Below are 17664 nucleotides of genomic sequence, written 5' to 3' on the forward strand. Positions count from 1 at the left end.
GGCCGGTGGCCAGTTTTCCAGGGTGGTTCCTGCCGTGTCGACCGGTTTTCCGGCCCGTCGTCATCGGGCCCCGCGGGCTCCTGGGGTACGGGGATCTCCCGGGACGCGGGATCGGAGCACTGGCACAATACGGGCATGCGATGCACCCAGTGCGACGGCACGGACCTGGAGCCGGGATTCGTCGAGGACGGTGGGGAGCACTCCTACGGCTACGCCCGCTGGATCGCGGGCCCGCTGGAACGCGGCATCTTCGGCGGCGTGAAACGCTTCGGGAAGACCCGCTGGGACGTCGAGGCCTTCCGCTGCACCCGGTGCTTCCACCTCGAACTGTTCGCCCGCACGCAGGACTGAACGACGCGGGAGACCGTCACGCGCACGGTGGCGTCGCGGCCGACCCGGCGCAACCGTCACGTGGCGTCGCGGCCGATCCCGGCGAGACCGTCATGTGGCGTCGCGGCCGGCCCCGGCGAAGGTGAGGCCGCGTTCCGCGAGGGTGGCGCGCAGGAGGCCGAGGGCCTTGGGGCCCATGCCGTGCAGCGCCAGGAGCTCCTTCTCGGTCGCCGTGGCCACCTGGGCCAGCGTGTCGTAGCCGGCCGCGGCCAGGGCACCGCGCGCGGGCCTGCCGATGGCCACCGGGATGTCGCTCTCGCTCTGCTCACCGCTCGCGCTCGCCATGACGCCTCCTTCGGGAACGTGGCCGGACGCCGGGGTCGGACGGGGTCGCGGACATGCGAGTCTTGCATCTCCGTACGACAGGATCGGGCGGGGTGGCTACCCTCGATGTCATGATCGTCTGGTTGAACGGCACATTCGGCGCGGGCAAGACGACGACCGCGCGGGAGCTCGTCTCGATCATCCCCGAGGCCCGGCTCTTCGATCCGGAGCAGGTCGGCGTCATGCTGCGGCACGTCCCGGACCTGCCACCGGTCGAGGACTTCCAGGACTGGCCACCGTGGCGGGGCCTGGTCGTGGAGACCGCCCGGCGGCTGCTCGCGTACGTCGGAGGGGTTCTCGTGGTCCCGCAGACGGTCCTCGTCGAGAAGTACTGGACGGAGATCCGCGCCCGGCTGGAGCGGTCCCGCATTCCCGTCCACCATGTCGTGCTCCACACCGACCAGGCCACCCTGACCCGGCGGATCGAGGAGGACACCCTCGACCCCGAGGCCCGGCAGTGGCGGCTGGACCACCTCCCGGACTACCTCGACGCCCTGCCCTGGCTGATCCGCGAGGGGAAGGTCGTCGACACGACGCAGCTGACGCCGTCGCAGGTCGCGCACGCCGTCGGCCTTCAGGTCGAGGGCGGCGGGCACCGTCCGGCCGCCAGGACGCCGGACGCGGTGCCGGTCGCCCCGCCCGCCAGGACCGGCGTACGGCGGACCGGTGGCCGGGTACGGCGAGCCCCCGCCGAGCGGATCCTCCCGAGGACCTCCGCCCCCGGTGATCTTCCCTGAGGGGTCCCCGGAGACCTGCCACGAGATCTCCGGGCCCGGTGACCGCGCAGGGCCCGGGCCCGGTGGCCGTGCGGGGTCCGGGCCCGGCCGCCCGGGAACGGCCGAGGACACCGCGCGGGAGAGCGGACCGGCGTCCGGTCCCGGCCATCGGGGCGGGGCCCGTGCCGTCCCCTTCGACGCCCGTGGCGCACTACGCTCGGTATATGTACGACCAGCCTGTTTGTCACTGTCTGCTGTGTGTCCAGCGCGAGGTGGAGCTCGACGAGGCGGATCTGCGGACGATACGGAACGTACGGGACCGGGGGTGGGCGGTCGTCATGGTCCCCGAGGACGAGGACGGGCCGGGCTGGGCGTTCACCGTCGGGCTCTGGCACACGCTCCGCTCCCCCGAGGTGGCCATGTTCGGCCTGCGGGTGGACGTGATGGGCAACTGCCTCGGCACGCTGGCCGACGGGATCGCCGCCGGGCACCACCTGGCCGAGGGCCGCGAGCGGGACGACGTGATCAGGAACTACCCGGTCGTCGCCAAGCCGGTGGACACGAGCTGGTACCGGTCGCTCTTCGGCACGGCGCTGCACTTCTACCAGCGGCCCCCGCTGCCCTTCATGGAGATCGTCTGGCCCGACGCCGCGGGCCGTTTCCCCTGGAACGACGGCTGCGACCCGAGGCTGCGCGAGCTCCAGCCCGCCCTGTGGATCCCCAAGGACGAGCACGCCCCGGGCCCCTGGACCAAGCTGCCCTGAGGGGCGGGACGGCGGGCCTGACCGGTCCCGGTCAGCCACCCGAACCCCCGTGGTGGCCTACGATTCCATGCGATCGTTGACATTGTTCACTCACGGGGGGAGGCGATCCGTGTCACGGGCGACGTTCCGGGAACGGCTGCGCTACTGGTTCGACAACACCATGTCGCGTGGTACGACCGCCCTCATCGGGTGGCTCGCCCTCATCTCGCTCAGCCTGATCGTGCTGGTGACGGCGGCGAGCCTGTGGCTGACCCCGCGCGAGGCCGCCGAGCACCACGGCGCCGCGGGCATGCTGTGGACGACCCTGATGCGCACGCTGAGCCCCGGCAAGGTGGCCACCGACACCGGGAGCGCGCCGTTCGTCGCCCTGATGTTCATCGCGTCACTGGGCGGGATCTTCATCGTCAGCGCGCTGGTCGGCGTCCTCGCCAACGGGCTGATGGGCAGGTTCGAGAAGCTGCGCAAGGGCAGGTCCCGCATCATCGAGACCGGTCACATCGTGGTCCTGGGATGGTCGGAGCAGGTGTTCACCATCATCAGCGAGCTGGTCCAGGCCCACGCGAGCGACCGCAAGTCGGTCATCGCGATCCTCGCCGACAAGGACAAGCTCGCCATGGAGGACGAGATCCGGCGGTTCGTGGGCGACACCGGCAGGACCCGGCTGGTCTGCCGGACCGGCCGCCCCTCCGAGCCGACCGACCTCGACCTGATGAACCTGGGCTCGGCGCGCTCGGTGGTCGTGCTGTCCCCGCAGGGGGAGAATCCCGACGCGCACGTCATCAAGACGCTGCTCGCCCTGGCCAGGCGCGACGGTGACCATCCCCCGGTGGTGGCCGCCGTCGCCGAGAGCTCCAACATGGCCGCCGCCCGCCTGGCCGGAGGCCCGGACGTCCACCTCGTCGACTCCGACGACACCGCCTCCCGGCTCATCGTGCAGTCGTCGCGGCAGTCGGGCGTCTCGGTGGTCTGCATGGACCTGCTCGACTTCACTGGTGGCGAGATCTACCTGCGCTCGGATCCGCACTTCACCGGCATGACGTACGGCTCGGCGCTCCCGGCCTACCAGACCGCCACGGTGATCGGGCTGCGCCGGGCGGACGGGATCGCGCTGAACCCGCCCATGGACACCGTGATCTCCGCCTCGGACGAGATCATCGTCATCGCCCAGGACGACTCGGTGATCCATCTGGCCGACGGCATGCCCGGCGCCCGGGAGGAGGCGATCGTCTCCTACGAGCGCACCGGGCCGAGCCCCGAGCGCACGCTGGTCCTCAACTGGAACGGCCGGGGCCGCCAGATCGTCCGCTACCTGGACGCCTACGTCGCGCCGGGCTCGATGCTGGACATCGCCTCCGACCACCCGGGGGCGACGGTCGTCCTCGACGGGCTGAAGAACCTCACGGTGAACGTCAAGGAGTGCGACACCTCCGACCGCTACGCGCTGGAGTCACTGGGCCTGGGCCTCTACCAGCACGTGATCGTGCTCTCCGACGACCGCTACGACCCCGGCCACGCCGACATCCGCACCCTGACGACCCTGCTCCACCTGCGCGACATGCAGACCACCCTGCACGAGCGCTACTCGATCGTCAGCGAGATGCACGACGAGCACAACCGGGGCCTGGCCGAGGTGACCGAGGCCGACGACATCGTGATCAGCGACACGGTGATCGGCCTGCTGCTGGCGCAGCTCGCCGAGAACCGGCACCTGGCCGAGGTGTTCGGCTGCCTCTTCGACTCCCGGGGCTCGGAGATCTACCCGCGTCCGGCCGAACGGTACGTCCGGCCGGGGGCGCCGGTCGACTTCGCCTCGGTGATCGAGTCGGCCCGCCGCCGGGGCGAGACCGCGATCGGCTACCGCCTGGCGGATCGGCAGAACGAGGCGCCGCACTTCGGCGTCGTCCTCAACCCGGACAAGTCACGTCCGCTCCGGCTCGGCCCCGGCGACTCGGTGATCGTCCTGGCCGAACGCTGACCCTCGTGCCCCGGCCCGCTCCGTGCCCTTCGAGGGCACGGAGCGGGCCGGGGCCGCGACGGGGATCAGGCAGTGATCATGAAGGCGAGCCCCAGCAGCACGGCGACGGGGATCAGCCAGACCACGGCCTCGATCGCGAACTCCTTGTACACGGTGGGCTCTCCTCGGGTGCTGCGCGGTCGCCGCGCGGAAAAACGACGAGAGGCAGCATATGAGCATCGGCCGCCTCTTCGTAACCGGGGAACCTCACCGGGAGTGGTCACCCCCCGGTGGAGGCCGCTTCCGGTGAGGTCCCCGGCGGGGAGGGTTCCGCCTCGCCGTGCTCGTCACGCGGGGTGCGCCACGGGCCGCTCGTCACGCAGGAGACGCGTCATGGGACGCTCGTCACGAGGGTGGCCTCACGCGCCGGGGGTCCACAGGACCAGGCCCAGGCACATCTCGTCGCTGGTGCCCTCGCCCCAGACGACGTAGCGCGGGGCCGAGCCCTTCAGCGCGGGCAGCATCGTGCGCAGGCCCGCGTCGTGGGTGCAGGTGACCCGCAGGCGGTCGCCCTTCTTGACCGCGACGGGCTCGGCCAGCGGCCGGATGGCCTGCTCGTCGAAGTCGTACCGCGGGATGTCGAGAAGGGCACGCTCGCCGGAACGGCCGTGGTTGAGCTCGACCTTGATCGAGCGGCCCAGCAGGTGCATGTGCCCGGCCAGGGCGTAGATCGTGCCGTTGGCGGGCAGCGGCAGCTCGCAGTGCTGGGTGTCGCCCGGCGGCAGCGGCTGTCCCTTGTTGCACATCCCGGCGAGCCAGTTCGGTGCCTGGTTCGACCGCTCGCCGAAGCGCCGGCCCAGGTCCTTGAGGGCGGCGTCACGGTCGCACAGCGGGCCCGACTCCTGCGGGGTGCAGGGCAGCTCCACGGGAGCGGGAAGCTGGGTGGTCTCCAGCGCGGTGATCTTGGAGTCGCCGTCGACGAACCGGAGCCGGATGCCCGACCGGTCGCTGCCGGTCTTCCCCTGGGTGGCGAGCAGGTTGTAGTGGACCTGCAGGACGAGCCGGCTGCCGGCGGCCACCGGGTGGCCGACCTTCTGGGTGAGCAGCGTCTCGTCGGCGCCCGGCGCCCAGTGACCGATCCACTTGCCCTGCTCGATCCCGGCGTCGCCGAAGCAGGTCCAGCCGTCACCGGGAGTGCTCGCGTCGAGGGCACCGGCCTTCTCGGCCGCGTCCTTCTCGACCGCGTAGACGATCGCGTGGTGCACGAGGTCGGTGTTCTGCGGCAGGAACTGGTTGCCGGTGAGGAACGCCGGGGCGGTCAGGCCGGGGTCGAGCAGGAAGCACCGGTACTCGTCGGTCGCTCCGGGGGGCGCGTCCGGGGTGTAGGGCTTGGGCAGCGTCAGGTTGACGAAGCGTTCCCCGGCCCGCAGCGGCGCGGCCGGTGGCGGAGCCGCCTTCGTCCCGTGGCCGGAGTGCGCGGCGGCACTCGGGGAGCCGGGGGACGCGGCGGAGGGATGCGCGGTGCTCGCGTCCCGCCCGCATGACGTGACGACAAGGGTGCCCGCCAGCGCGAGGACGGCGGCACCCGCCCATCGTGTCGTTTTCATGTCTCCAGCCTCCTCGCCCGCGCCGGTTTTCTCATCGGTCCAGGAGCCCGACCTTCTCATCCTGAGGTCGGAAGGAATTCCGGGGGTCACCAGCCCTGAAGATGATGATCCACTTCATCCGGCCGCCGTGACCGGGCAGGTCGTCCGGCCACGGCAAGGCGCCCGCCCGCCGGGGGACCGGCGGGCGGGCGCGGATGCTCGGACGATGTGGATCAGGCGGAGCTGCAGGTCACCGTCGGCGCGGTGCCGGGCGTGCCGGACATGAGGACTCCGAACGTCGTCGCGGCTCCGGCGGCGAGCGAACCGTTGTACGCGGCGTTGCGCGCCGTCACGGTGGATCCGCTGGTCGTCAGCGTCGCATTCCACGACGAGTTGATCGTCTGCCCGCCGGCGAGCGTCCATCCGGCCGTCCAGCCGGAGATCGCGGCCGAGCCGGCGACGACGCGGACCTCGGCCTGGTAGCCGCCGCCCCACGTGGAGACGACCCGGTACGTGGCCGAGCAGCCCTGGCCGGGGGTGGGAGTCGGCGTCGGGGTCGGCGTGGGGGTCGGCGTCGGCGTGGGAGTCGGCGTCGGGGTGGGGGTCGGGGTGGGCGTGGGAGTCGGGGTCGGGGTGGGGTTCGAGCCCGTGAAGTTCACGTCGCTGCAGAAGTAGTACGACTGGTCCGAGTGGCTGGCCTGCCAGATCGTGAACACGATGTGGTGACCGGAACGGCCCGGGGCGTTCACCTCGACGGGGGTCGTGGCGCCCGTGGCGACGCGGCCCGTCTGGCCGACCGGTTCCAGGTCACCCCAGCCCAGCCGTTGTGTCTTCGGATCGAAGCCCTGTTTGGTCGCGTACACACGGATGTAGTCCGCGCCGTGTATGGCCTGGTCGAGGAGGTTGAGGGTGAAGCGGGCGGGCTTGTCGACCGTCTTCCAGGCCCCGGGGACGTCCATCGCGGCGTAGCGGCCGCCCTCGGCCCTGCCGCCGCTGCACAGCTGGCCGTCGGGGATGGCAGCCTGGTGGTTGCCTGCCACGCCCTCGCGGTACAGGCCGTTCCAGTTCCACATGGCCTGCACGTTGGCCTGCCACGCCTGCCAGCACATGGGGTCCTGGGTGGCCATCTGCGGGTTCTGGAAGTCGCCGCCCCAGCGCTGCCAGCAGCCGTAGTTACGGGTCGGGGGGTCGCTCACCGAGCCGTGCGCCGACGCGGGCACGACCAGTGCGGTGGCGAGCAGCATCGCGGCGCCCGCGATCGCGAGCAGACTTCGAAGCAATGTGCGGGAGAGCGTCTGCACGGGTCTCCTTCTGAGATTCAAGGGTGCATCCGGGGCCCACCATCTCCTAACCGACGGTCAGGAACAACGGTTATGCCCCTCGGGGAACCGGTGACCTGGACATTCGCCGCAGGAACGATGAAACATTCAAATTCCGCCCGCGCACACGGTGTTCCGGGCGCCCGGGGACGGACTCGCGGTCCCGCCGTGACAGGCCGTGCGGGAACCCTCCGGCGCGTGAGGACGGACTCGCGGTCCAGCCGTGGGAGCGGGCACGGGTTCGGTCTCGCCGTCGCGGACCTTACGGGGTCACGCGGTCAGATAGTGGAAGGTCGGCTTCGGATGCATCAGGAAGTCGTGGTGGGAGATGTTCCAGGCGTAGGCGCCGGCCATGGCGAACTCCACCCGGTCCCCGGCCTCCAGGGCGACGGGGACCCTGCGGGCCAGCACGTCCTTGGGGGTGCAGAGCTGGCCGACGATCGTGACCGGCTCGCCCGGCCGCGACACGAGCACCGGCTGGTCGTGGCCCTTGGTGGCGGGGGTGCGCAGGTGGTGGGTCCCGCCCGCCACGACCGCGAACAGCTCGCCGTGCACCCGCTTGACGTCGATGACGTACGTCACGTAGCGCCCGCAGTAGACGGTCAGCGACCGGCCCGGCTCGATCCGGAGCCTCTCCCCGGGACGGCGGAGGGCGGCCAGGCCCCGGCCGTAGGCCTGCCAGTCGAACCGGTCCGACGGGTCGGCGTAGGAGACGGCCATGCCGCCGCCGAGGTTGATCTCGGTGACGCCCAGCGTCCGCGCGTAGTCCAGGATCGTCGCCGCCAGTTCCAGCATCCGGGGGGCGTCGAGGCCGCTGGCCAGGTGGGCGTGGATCCCGCGCAGCCGTACGGCCTCCTGGGTGCGGAGCAGTGCGACGCACTCGTCGACGCCGGCCGGGTCCATCCCGAACGGGGTGGCGCCGCCGCCCATGGCCAGCGCGGCCCCCTCGATGGAGACGTCCAGGTTCACCCGGAGCAGCACGTCGGCGGGGCGGCCGGAGGCGAGCAGCCGGCGCAGCTCGCCGGGACTCTCCACGTGCAGCCGGGTGACGTCGGCCAGCAGCTCGGCGTCGGTCTTGCCGGGCCCGCCCAGCGCGACCGGCACGTGCGGGAAGTGCTCCCTGACGTGCGCGAGCTCTCCGCCCGAGGCCACCTCGAAGCCGTCCACGTACGGGACGAGCGTGCGCAGCAGTTCGGGGTCGGGGTTGGCCTTCACCGCGTAGTACAGCTCGACGTCCCCCAGCGCGGCCCGGACGGCACGGGCGTGGGCGTCCAGCTCGGCCAGGTCGTAGACGTAGGCGGGCGGCGACCCCGATCCCGGGGCCGGGGCCTGAGTCGAGACCTGAGTCGGGACCGGGACCGCGACCGGAGCCGCATCAGGGGCCGCATCAGGGGCCGGGGACGCGGGACGGGTGGAGCTCATGGTCTCCAGCATGACCGAGAGGACGCCCGACACGCCCGGCCGCCGTCACCGCAGGAAGCGGTCGGAGGCCGGGCGGTCAGGGGTCGCGCGGTCCTACGGTCGTGCGGCCAACGGCCGCATGGTCGACGACCGTGCGGCCGAGGCCGTGCGGCCGGGGGCGGGGAGCGTCAGCTCTTGGCCGAGGTCTGGTCCGGGGCCGCGTCCCGGACGGAGGCGCGGAACCAGCGCGTCCCGTACGGCTCCAGGGTGAACGTCACCTTGCCGTCGGCGGGCAGGTCGACCACGCCGTCGACCAGCAGGTCCACCAGGACCTCGAAGTCGTCGAGCCCCTCCAGCACGAGCTCCACCTCCGCCTTGCGACCGGCGAAGTTGTGGACGGCGACCACGGTGCCGCCCTCGGCGTCGGCCCGGTGGGCCAGCACGGCCGTGTCCCCCGCGTCCAGGATGGTGTACTCGCCCCAGGCCAGCTCGGGCGACTCGCGGTAGCGCTCGATCAGCAGCATGACCCAGCGGAGCATGGAGTCGGGGTCGCGGCGCTGGTCCTCGACGTTGACGTTCTGCGGGCCGAAGTCACCGGTGGGAGAGGGCACCCGCGTCTTCGGGTCCGGTGAGAAACCACCGCGGGACGACCACTGCATGGGGATGCGGACCGCCATCCGCCCCTCGGCCTCCAGGTTCTCGCCCAGGCCGATCTCCTCGCCGTAGAAGAGCACCGGCGTGCCCGGCAGCGAGAACAGCACGCTGTAGGCGAGCTTGAGCCGGCGCATGTCGCCGCCGAGCATCGGCGGCAGCCTGCGGCGCAGTCCCCGGTCGTAGACCTGCATGTCCTTGTCCGGGCCGAAGGCGTCGAAGACCTCCTGCTTCTGCGCCTCGGTCAGCTTGTCCAGCGTCAGCTCGTCGTGGTTGCGGACGAACATCGCCCATTGGGAGTCGTCGGGCGGCTTGGGCCGGTCGCGCAGGGCGTCGGCGAGGATCTCCGGGTTCTCGCGGGCCATCGCCAGGTGGAACCGCTGCATGGCGATGAAGTCGAAGCACATGGTGATCTCGTCGCCGTTGCCGGCGTCGCCGAAGAACTTCATCAGGTCCGGGTAGGGCAGGTTCACCTCGCCCAGCAGGATCGAGGAGCCGTCGCGGCGGTTCATGAAGGCCCGCAGGTCGGCGAGGAACTCGTGCGGGTCGCCGCCGATGCCCTCGATCAGGAACGGCACCGCGTCCACCCGGAAGCCGGACAGGCCGAGCTCCATCCAGAAGCCGAGAACGCGGGCGATCTCGTCGCGGACCTCGGGGTTGCCGGTGTTCAGGTCGGGCTGGAACTTGTAGAAGCTGTGGTAGTAGTACTGGCCGGTCTTCTTGTCCAGCTCCCAGAGGCTGTCCTCCTTGTCGGGGAAGACGATCGCCTTGGGGTCGACGGGGCCGGGCTCGTCCTGCCAGATGTACCAGTCGCGCTTGGCCGATTTCTTGCTCGCGCGGGCCTCCTTGAACCAGGGGTGCTCGTCGGAGGTGTGGTTGACCACCAGGTCGGCGATCACCCGCATGCCGCGGTCCCTGGCGGTGCGCATGAACTCCACGAAGTCACCCAGGGTGCCCAGGCGCGGGTCGACCGAGTAGAAGTCGCTGATGTCGTAGCCGTCGTCACGGCTCGGGCTGGGGAAGAACGGCATCAGCCAGATACAGGTCACCCCCAGCCGGTCGAGATGATCGATCTGCTGGGTCAGGCCCCGGAAGTCCCCGATGCCGTCACCGTTCCCGTCCTTGTACGTCTCGACGTCCAGACAGTAGACGACGGCGTTCTTCCACCAGAGATCGGCCGTGTAGGTCAGTCGCATAGGTCTGCACTACCCCAGGCTGAGGCGTTTATGAGCCCAGCCCCTGGGTGAGGCTCGATGATCACCCCTGGCGGGTCGGAGGAGGAACCGCGCCACGGCGGTCCGCCGACCGGTTACCGTGGACGGGACGGCCGGGAGGGATCATGCGACAGCCACGGCGCGGCGCGCCCCTGGGCTGGCTGCTCGCACTGCTGCTGCCGCTGCTCGTCTCCGGTGGAGCGGGAGGTGCCGTCGCCGCCCCGTCGCGGCAGCCCACCGCCTCCCACCTCTCCGGTGACCACCGTTCCCTCTCCCGCCCGGTCTCCGACACCGGCCGCGGAGCCCTCGTCACCGCCCTGGCCGGGCTCGGGATCGGCCTGGGCGGCGGGAGCGGCACCCCGTCCGCGGCTCCACCGGCCGATCCATGGCATCCCTCCGTCCCGGCCCGGACGGGCTCCCGCCCGGCCGGTGACCAGGGCACCCGCTCGCTCGCGGCCCTGCTCGTCAGGCCGGGCCGCGCACCACCCGCCTCCACAGCGACGAGCTGAGACACCCCGGCGTCGCCCGGGGTGCCTTCGCCGTACCGGAAGTCGTACCGGAAGTCGCCCCCGAAGCCGTACCCGGATTCGCGCCCGGACCGGACCCGATCCGCGCCCGGACCGTGCCCGGTGACGTTCCCAGGACGTCCCCGAGCCGTGCTCGACAGCCGTCCGCGAAGCCGTCCCCGACGTCCAAGCCTGTGGAGGCTCCCATGTCGCGTGCCCCGGTGGTACGCGCGGTGACCGCGCTCGCCGTCATCGCCGCCTCGCTCTTCATCGCCCTCAGCATGTCGCCGCGCCTCGGTCTCGACCTGCGCGGCGGCACCCAGCTCGTCCTGGAGACCAGGGACTCACCGACCGTCAAGGCCGACGCCGCGGCCACCGACCGCACCCTTGAGGTGCTCCGCCGCCGGGCCGACGCCCTGGGCGTGGCGGACGCGCCGCTGGCCCGCTCCGGCGAGCGGCGCATCATCGTGGAACTGCCCGGCGTGCAGGACCCGACCAAGGCCGCCGAGGTCATCGGCAAGACCGCGCAGCTCACCTTCCATCCCGTGCTCGCCGCCCCCGACCCGGCGTCCGGGACCAAGCCGGGCAAGGGCGAGCAGATCCTGCCCGACGACCGCGGCCTTCCGGTGCAGATCGGGCCCGCGGCCCTGACCGGCGACGGCGTCGGCGACGCCGCGGCCGGGATCGACCCGCAGCAGGGCACCGCCTGGTTCGTCACCGTCGACTTCCGCGACAGCGGCCGTGCCGCGTGGGCGAAACTGACCGGCGAGGCCGCCTGCGCCCAGCCGGGCGACCCCAAGCGCAGGGTCGCCATCGTGCTCGACGACAAGGTCATCGTCTCGCCGCAGGTGAACGAGGACGTGGCCTGCAACGTCGGCCTGCCCGGTGGTTCCACCCAGATCACCGGCGACTTCACCGCCGAGGAGGCCGGCGACCTGGCCCTGCTGATCAAGGGCGGTTCGCTGCCGGTGCCCGTGGAGATCATCGAGCAGCGGACCGTCGGCCCGACGCTCGGCTCCGCCGCGATCGCGGCCAGCGGACAGGCCGCGGTCATCGGCATCGTGCTCACCGCGCTGTTCATCATCGTGACGTACCGCCTGGTGGGTCTCATCGCCGCCGCCGCGCTGGCCTGCTACGCCCTCATCTCGTACGCGGCGCTGGTGGGGCTGGGCGCGACGCTCACCCTGCCGGGACTCGCGGGTTTCGTGCTCGCCATCGGCATGGCGGTGGACGCCAACGTGCTGGTCTTCGAACGGGCCCGCGAGGAGTACGCGGCCGAGCCGGTGCTGCGGAGCGCGCTGGAGAAGGGGTTCCGCAACGCGTGGAGCGCGGTGGCCGACTCCAACATCACCACCCTGCTCGCCGCGGGGCTGCTGTTCGTGCTGGCATCGGGGCCGGTACGCGGTTTCGGTGTCACGCTGAGCATCGGCGTGATCGCCTCGCTGATCACGGCCATGGTCATCACGCGCGTCCTGGCCCAGTGGGCGGTGAGCCTGCCCGCCGTGACCGCCCGGCCCGGCATCACCGGCCTGTCCGGCATCGGACGCGTCCGCACCTGGCTGAACACGCACCGGCCCGACCTGATGGGCCGCCGCGCCGTGTACTACGCGGTGGCCGGCGTGCTGGTGGCGGTCTCCATGGCCGGGATCGCGGTACGCGGGCTCGACTTCGGCGTGGAGTTCACCGGCGGCCGGCTCGTGGAGTACACGACGAGCACCCCGATGACCGCCGACGCCGCCCGCGAGCTGGTCGGCCGGGCCGGTTTCCCCAACGCGGTGGTGCAGTCCTCCGATGACGGCATCTCGGTGCGGACCGGCCAGATCAGCCCCCCCGAGGTGGTGAGGATCGAGAACGCGCTGGAGAGCGAGGGCGCCCAGGTCGTCAAGGAGCGTGACGAGCTCATCGGGCCGAGCCTGGGAGAGGAACTGCGCCGCAACGCGCTGATCGCGCTGGGGGTGGCGCTCCTGGCGCAGCTGGGCTATCTCGCCTTCCGGTTCCGCTGGACGTTCGGCCTGGCGACGGTGCTGGCGCTGGTCGCCGACGTGGCCGTGGTGATCGGCGCGTTCGCGTGGCTGGGAAAGCCGATCGACGGGGTGTTCCTGGCCGCGATGCTCACCGTGGTCGGTTACTCGGTCAACGACAAGGTCGTGGTCTTCGACCGGGTCCGCGAGCTGTGGGGGGCGCGGCCGAAGGCGCCGTTCGGCGAGGTGGTCAACACCGCGATCCTGCAGACCGTGCCCCGCACGGTCAACACCGGGCTGGGCGCGCTGTTCATCCTGGCCGCGCTGGCGGTGCTCGGCGGCGACTCGCTGACCGACTTCGCGGTGGCGCTGCTGATCGGGATCGTCGTCGGCACGCTCTCCTCGGCACTGGTCGCGGGCCCGCTGGCGATCGAGCTGGAGCGCCGCAAGCCGGGTACGCCTCCCCGGCCCAAGGGCCGCAGGCTGGCCCGCCCGCGTGAGGGGTCGGGCGCGGTGGTCTGACGGGCTCTCCGCTCGTGACCGGTCCGGGCCTGGCGTTCCTCGTGGCCGGTCACGGGTGGACCTGGGGTTCCCCTCGTGGCCGGTCGCGTGCGGTGATCGTGCCTCGGGTGGGAGAAACCTCCGGCCTGCGGCCGGTGGGTCGCGTGGATCCCGCTAGTGTGCGTGACGTCTGATTTTCCTGCTGCCGGAAGGCGGATGCACTCGTGGCGGACGACTACGCGACAACGTTCCAGATCGTCGATGTCGATGGTGACGGCCTCATCTCGGTCCCCGAGCTGACCCGCCTCATGGAGGTGCTCGGCGAGCCGATCACCCCGGAGGCGGCCGCGGCGGCCGTCGCGAAGATCGATCTGAACGGTGACGGCCTGATCTCCCTGGAGGAGTTCGCCGGCTACCTCAGCCGGCACCGGGCGGGCTGAGCCTCCCGCCCGATCCCGACGGCCCCTGCGGACCCGAAAAGGCCCCGGCGGACCCGGTGGACCCGGCCCGGACGTCCGGGCCGGGTCCGTCACCATGTCCACGGGTGCGTACGGCCGAACGAGACCCGGCCCTGCCGGAAACGGGAGTCCGGCCGGTCGTTCCCGATGATCATGGCGGCCCCGGGGCCGAGGAGCCCGGGAGCGTCGGCGCCGCCGTCATGACGGAAAGTTGACTCTCCGTTCACCGGACAATAACTTTGGGTAGTCACATCAGCACCCGGTGTGACGGGGGATGTGTGCCGCGAACGCTCCACAGGGGCGGTCCCGGCCTGCTCCGGAGGCGGTTCCGGGTCTCGCACCCCGGGCCGTCCGCCGCGCCGCGATCCGCGTCTTCGCCGTGTCCCGCCGGATTCCGGCCGGAAGGTGATCCGGCCGCTCTCCGCCCGACCACACCGGGGACCGCCCGCGTCCGGACCCGGCCATGCCGGGCGGGCACGGCGGCGCACTCACAGGGGAAGAAGGCCCAGCAGTCGATGAGGAGAGCATCCAGCGGCCGGTCCGGGGGCCTGCCGCACGGGTCGCGCGGGGCCCGGCATCCGGTGACCGTCATGGCCGAGCAGATGACCGACGTCCTGCTCGATCTCGGATACCGCGTCACCGAGGGGCCCGAGATCGAGGCGGAATGGTTCACCCTCGTCTCCGCCGACGCCCTCGGGCCGCCCGGGGCAGCCGATCTCCTCACGACCACCGCCCCTCCCGGCCCCCCCCGTTCCCGCCGCTCGCCCCGCACCTCCCGGCGACCCGGACGACCCCGGTGGCCCTGGGGGCCCGGACGGCCCGGACGGCCGGGTCCTGCGCGTGCGGGATCCCACGGACCCCGACGGGCACCGGCGCGGGTCGGGGCTGGTGCTGCGCTCCTGCAGCGCGTCGCTGCGGGTACGGGCGATGCTCGCCACTCCCCCACCGCTCCGCGCGGTCTGCGCGGGCCGCCTGTTCCGGCCGGAGGCGGCCGGCACCGTCCACGGCCCGGTGTTCCACGAGGTCGGGGGCGTCGCCGTCGACCTGGGCCTCACCGCGGTCGATCTGAGGAAGACCCTCGACCACTTCGCCGCCTCGGTGTTCGGAGGAGGCACGGCGATCCGGCTCCGTCCCCGGCGGCCGGTGCGCGCCGGGCCACCGGCGGAGGCGGACGTGGAGGTGGAGGTGGAGTGCCCGGCCTGCCACGGCACCGCACCCCCCGGGGACCCGGCCGCGGGGACGTACGACGGGACCGGTGCGGGCCCGTGCGGGACGTGCGGCGGCACGGGATGGGCGCGATGGGGGCGGTGCGGCCCGGTCCACCACCGGGTGCTGGCCGCCTGCGGCATCGACCCGCACCGGTACGGCGCGTTCGCCTTCGGCCTGGGCGTCGAGCGCACGCTGATGCTCCGGCACGGGCTGCGGGACGTGCGCGACCTCGTCGACGGCGACGTCCGGCCCCTGCTGCGGATGGACGGCCTGCGGGCGGACGATCCCCCGCCCTCGGGCACACCGCGGCACCGACCCCGCCCGCGGAGCGCTCCGGGCGTGCGGACGACGCCGGGCCCGCGGGCCACGCCCGTCTCGGCGGCCGTACCGGCCGCGCGGGCCGTACCGGAGATGGAGACCATTCCCCTGACGCGCGGCGGTCTCGGCGCGAGAGGGGTGCCGGGCAGGGGGGCACGTGACGGGCTCCCCCGGTCGCGGAGCCTTGAGCGGCGGATCGGTCACGCCCTCGCGGACGCCGGATATGTCGAGACACCGCGTCTCCCGTTCGTCTGCGACGCCGCGTGGGACGCCTTCGACCTGGCGCCCGACGATCCGCGCCGCGCCGCGCCCGTGCTCGCGAATCCGATCGACCCGCGCGAGCGGTCGCTGCGCACCACGCTCCTTCCCGGGTTACTGGCCGCGCTGGCCCTCAACCTCAACCGGGGGAACCGCGACCCCGCGCTCTTCGAGCAGGGAACGGTCTTCACGTCCCTGCCGGGCACCGGCCCGCCGCCCGTCCCGCCGACGGGCCGGCGCCCCACCGACGACCAGCTCGCCGCGCTGGACGCCGCCGTCCCCGCCCAGCCCCGTAACCTCGCCGTCGCCCTGACCGGTGAGTCGTCGTGGGCCCGCGCGGTCGACGCCGCGCGCACGGCCGCCCACGTCATGGGAGCGGGCCTGGTCACCCGCCCCGCCGCGTACGCGCCCTGGCTGACCGGACGCTGCCTGGAGCTGCTCGCCGACGGGATCGTGCTGGGCCACGCGGGCGAGCTGCGCGCCGGTACGGTCCGGGCACTCGGCCTGCCCGCGGGAACGAGCGCGATGGAGCTCGACCTCACCGCGATGGAACGCCTCACCGACGGCCGGTGCGGATGACGCAGCGGTGACGGCCTGTCAGGTGGTGGTGAGGTAGACCTGCCCGACGATCTCGGAGAGCCGCTTGAGGTCGGCGGCCACGTCCTTCTCGGGGGCGGCCGGGTTGTAGACGGCCGCCAGGCGGCGCTGGATCGGGGTGAGCTTCTTCAGCTGCTCCCAGGCGGTCAGCCGGTTCACGACGCCCTCGGCGTTCTTCACCCGGGTCCAGACGTTCACCTGCTGGGCGCCGCCGTCCTTGACGGGCGTCCCGAGACGGGTGGCGATCTGGGCGTCGCTGACCTGGCCGACGAGGCCGGTCTCCTCGGCGGCGACCTGGGCCAGCACGTCCCACGAGCGGGCGCGTACCTGGATCCACTGGTTGCGGTGGGCCTGGTCGGCGTCGATCTTCCAGGTGGCGTAGCCGCCGTACAGCAGGCCGCTGTCCAGGGAGAGCTGGTCGACGCGGCCCGCGATCAGGTGCGACTCGACCTTCTCGGGGGCGAGCAGCGGGTGGCGCTTGCGCATCTCGGCCTTGCAGGCGTCGTTCGCGCCGCAGGCCAGCTCGGGCACGACCGTGTGGACGCCCAGCCGCTTGCCCGGCGCGACCTGGCGCAGGGCGTCGGAGGCGGCGGTGACGAACGCGGTGACGTCGGCCTCCGTGCCGAACGTGGTGTTGTAGCCGAGCTGGGAGGTGAACCGGATGCCCGCCACCTCGGGGCGTGCGGCGAGCGCGCCGATGCGCTTGACCGCGGCGGTGAAGGCCGCGGTGCCCGCCTTCCAGTCATCGGCCAGCTCGGTGTCGATCCAGACCCTCAGCCGTACGTCCTTCGCGGCGGTGATCGCCTGGCCTGCGGGGCTCTGCGCGGCCGCCGTCGCTGCGGCGGGGTCCTGCGCGAACGCGGACGCGGGTGCCGCGGACGGCGTCGGGGTGGGGGTGCCGACGGGGGTGGTGGCACCGGTGTTCTCGGACCCGTTGTCCGTACCGTCGCCGCCCTCGCCGTGCCCGTCGACCGAGCACTGTCCGCCGGCCTCGCACTCGGGCGTGCCGCCGTCCTCGCCGCCGGGCAGGGGGGAGTTCTCGTCGCCCTCGACGGAGTCCTCGCCCGGCGCCGGGCAGAAGGAACCGGAGGCCGAGCAGTCGATGAACTTGCCGTCCGAGGGGGTGGCCTCCTTCAGGTGGGCCGCGTCGTCACTCCCCCAGAACAGCGCCACACCGAGGGCCTCCTCGGGCTTGGCCAGCCAGGTGCAGACCATGAACGCCGGGGCGTCGGCACCCAGCAGGTCGGAACAGTCACGGGGATCGTCCTGCGAGTACGCCGCGCTCGGCGTCATGACACCGACGAGCGCGAGGGCGGCACCGACGGCGAGAGCCCGGCGCAGAGTAGGTCGCATATCCGAAACTCCCCGGTGAATACCGTCAAAACGATCGATTCGCACTTTACCCAGATCACCCTGACCTCAACAGCCCCGGTCAGGAAATCGACGGCCCGCCGTAACCTTCCGTTGGATTCGCGCAGGCAGACTCGCGACGTTCCCGACATACCGAAAGGGTCATAACCCCAGCGCGTCGCACGCC

14 protein-coding genes are annotated in these 17664 nt (G+C 72.3%); 8 read left to right on the forward strand and 6 right to left on the reverse strand.

From position 1 onward, the window contains the following. Positions 1-135: 135 nt before the first annotated feature. The gene (locus ABD832_RS25120) at positions 136-351 is read left to right on the forward strand and encodes a hypothetical protein (protein ID WP_344899568.1); all 216 of its coding nucleotides are present in this window, start codon (positions 136-138) and stop codon (positions 349-351) included. A 90-nt stretch (positions 352-441) separates the two neighbouring features. On the opposite strand, the gene ABD832_RS25125 is transcribed toward ABD832_RS25120, so the two are convergent. After that, entirely contained in the window at positions 442-675 is a 234-nt protein-coding gene (locus ABD832_RS25125) for a helix-hairpin-helix domain-containing protein (protein ID WP_344899570.1), read from the reverse strand. A 110-nt stretch (positions 676-785) separates the two neighbouring features. On the opposite strand from ABD832_RS25125, the gene ABD832_RS25130 reads away from it, so the two are divergent. The 3 genes from ABD832_RS25130 (at position 786) to ABD832_RS25140 (ending at position 4169) form a co-directional block, all read left to right on the forward strand. Continuing rightward, on the forward strand, positions 786-1451 hold the full coding sequence (locus tag ABD832_RS25130; RefSeq protein WP_344899572.1) for an AAA family ATPase: 666 nt from the start codon (positions 786-788) through the stop codon (positions 1449-1451). Between the two features lie 251 nt (positions 1452-1702). Beyond that, entirely contained in the window at positions 1703-2194 is a 492-nt protein-coding gene (locus ABD832_RS25135; protein ID WP_344899574.1) for a DUF4262 domain-containing protein, read from the forward strand. A gap of 109 nt (positions 2195-2303) precedes the next feature. Next, positions 2304-4169, forward strand: a complete 1866-nt coding sequence (locus ABD832_RS25140; protein ID WP_344899575.1) for a CASTOR/POLLUX-related putative ion channel — start codon at positions 2304-2306, stop codon at positions 4167-4169. A gap of 398 nt (positions 4170-4567) precedes the next feature. Here the strand turns inward: ABD832_RS25140 and ABD832_RS25145 are convergent, their stop codons facing one another. The 4 genes from ABD832_RS25145 to ABD832_RS25160 form a co-directional block, all read right to left on the reverse strand. Beyond that, a complete protein-coding gene (locus ABD832_RS25145) occupies positions 4568-5755 on the reverse strand; it encodes a monooxygenase (protein WP_344899576.1) in 1188 nt (395 codons plus the stop codon). 212 nt (positions 5756-5967) lie between these two features. Beyond that, positions 5968-7035, reverse strand: coding sequence for a lytic polysaccharide monooxygenase auxiliary activity family 9 protein (locus ABD832_RS25150; RefSeq protein WP_344899577.1), 1068 nt, complete (start codon positions 7033-7035; stop codon positions 5968-5970). Positions 7036-7323: 288 nt separating this feature from the next. Further along, positions 7324-8475: an alanine racemase gene (locus tag ABD832_RS25155; RefSeq protein WP_344899579.1), complete on the reverse strand. Its 1152-nt coding sequence runs from the start codon at positions 8473-8475 to the stop codon at positions 7324-7326. Between the two features lie 167 nt (positions 8476-8642). Continuing rightward, positions 8643-10301, reverse strand: a complete 1659-nt coding sequence (locus ABD832_RS25160) for an alpha-amylase family protein (RefSeq protein ID WP_344899581.1) — start codon at positions 10299-10301, stop codon at positions 8643-8645. Positions 10302-10444: 143 nt separating this feature from the next. On the opposite strand from ABD832_RS25160, the gene ABD832_RS25165 reads away from it, so the two are divergent. From ABD832_RS25165 to ABD832_RS25180, 4 genes are all read left to right on the forward strand, one after another. Beyond that, on the forward strand, positions 10445-10828 hold the full coding sequence (locus ABD832_RS25165) for a hypothetical protein (protein ID WP_344899583.1): 384 nt from the start codon (positions 10445-10447) through the stop codon (positions 10826-10828). Between the two features lie 203 nt (positions 10829-11031). Next, positions 11032-13308 (forward strand): protein translocase subunit SecD, encoded by a 2277-nt coding sequence (secD, locus tag ABD832_RS25170; protein ID WP_344899585.1) that lies wholly within the window; start codon positions 11032-11034, stop codon positions 13306-13308. Between the two features lie 203 nt (positions 13309-13511). Beyond that, entirely contained in the window at positions 13512-13727 is a 216-nt protein-coding gene (locus ABD832_RS25175; RefSeq protein ID WP_344899587.1) for an EF-hand domain-containing protein, read from the forward strand. 858 nt (positions 13728-14585) lie between these two features. Beyond that, positions 14586-16109 (forward strand): tRNA ligase subunit PheS family protein, encoded by a 1524-nt coding sequence (locus ABD832_RS25180; RefSeq protein ID WP_344899589.1) that lies wholly within the window; start codon positions 14586-14588, stop codon positions 16107-16109. 18 nt (positions 16110-16127) lie between these two features. Here ABD832_RS25180 and ABD832_RS25185 read toward each other — a convergent pair whose 3' ends face one another. Next, positions 16128-17480, reverse strand: a complete 1353-nt coding sequence (locus ABD832_RS25185; RefSeq protein ID WP_344899591.1) for a hypothetical protein — start codon at positions 17478-17480, stop codon at positions 16128-16130. Between the last annotated feature and the right edge of the window lie 184 nt (positions 17481-17664).

It is taken from the genome of Streptosporangium longisporum (assembly GCF_039534895.1).
In the GTDB taxonomy this organism is placed as follows: domain Bacteria; phylum Actinomycetota; class Actinomycetes; order Streptosporangiales; family Streptosporangiaceae; genus Streptosporangium; species Streptosporangium longisporum.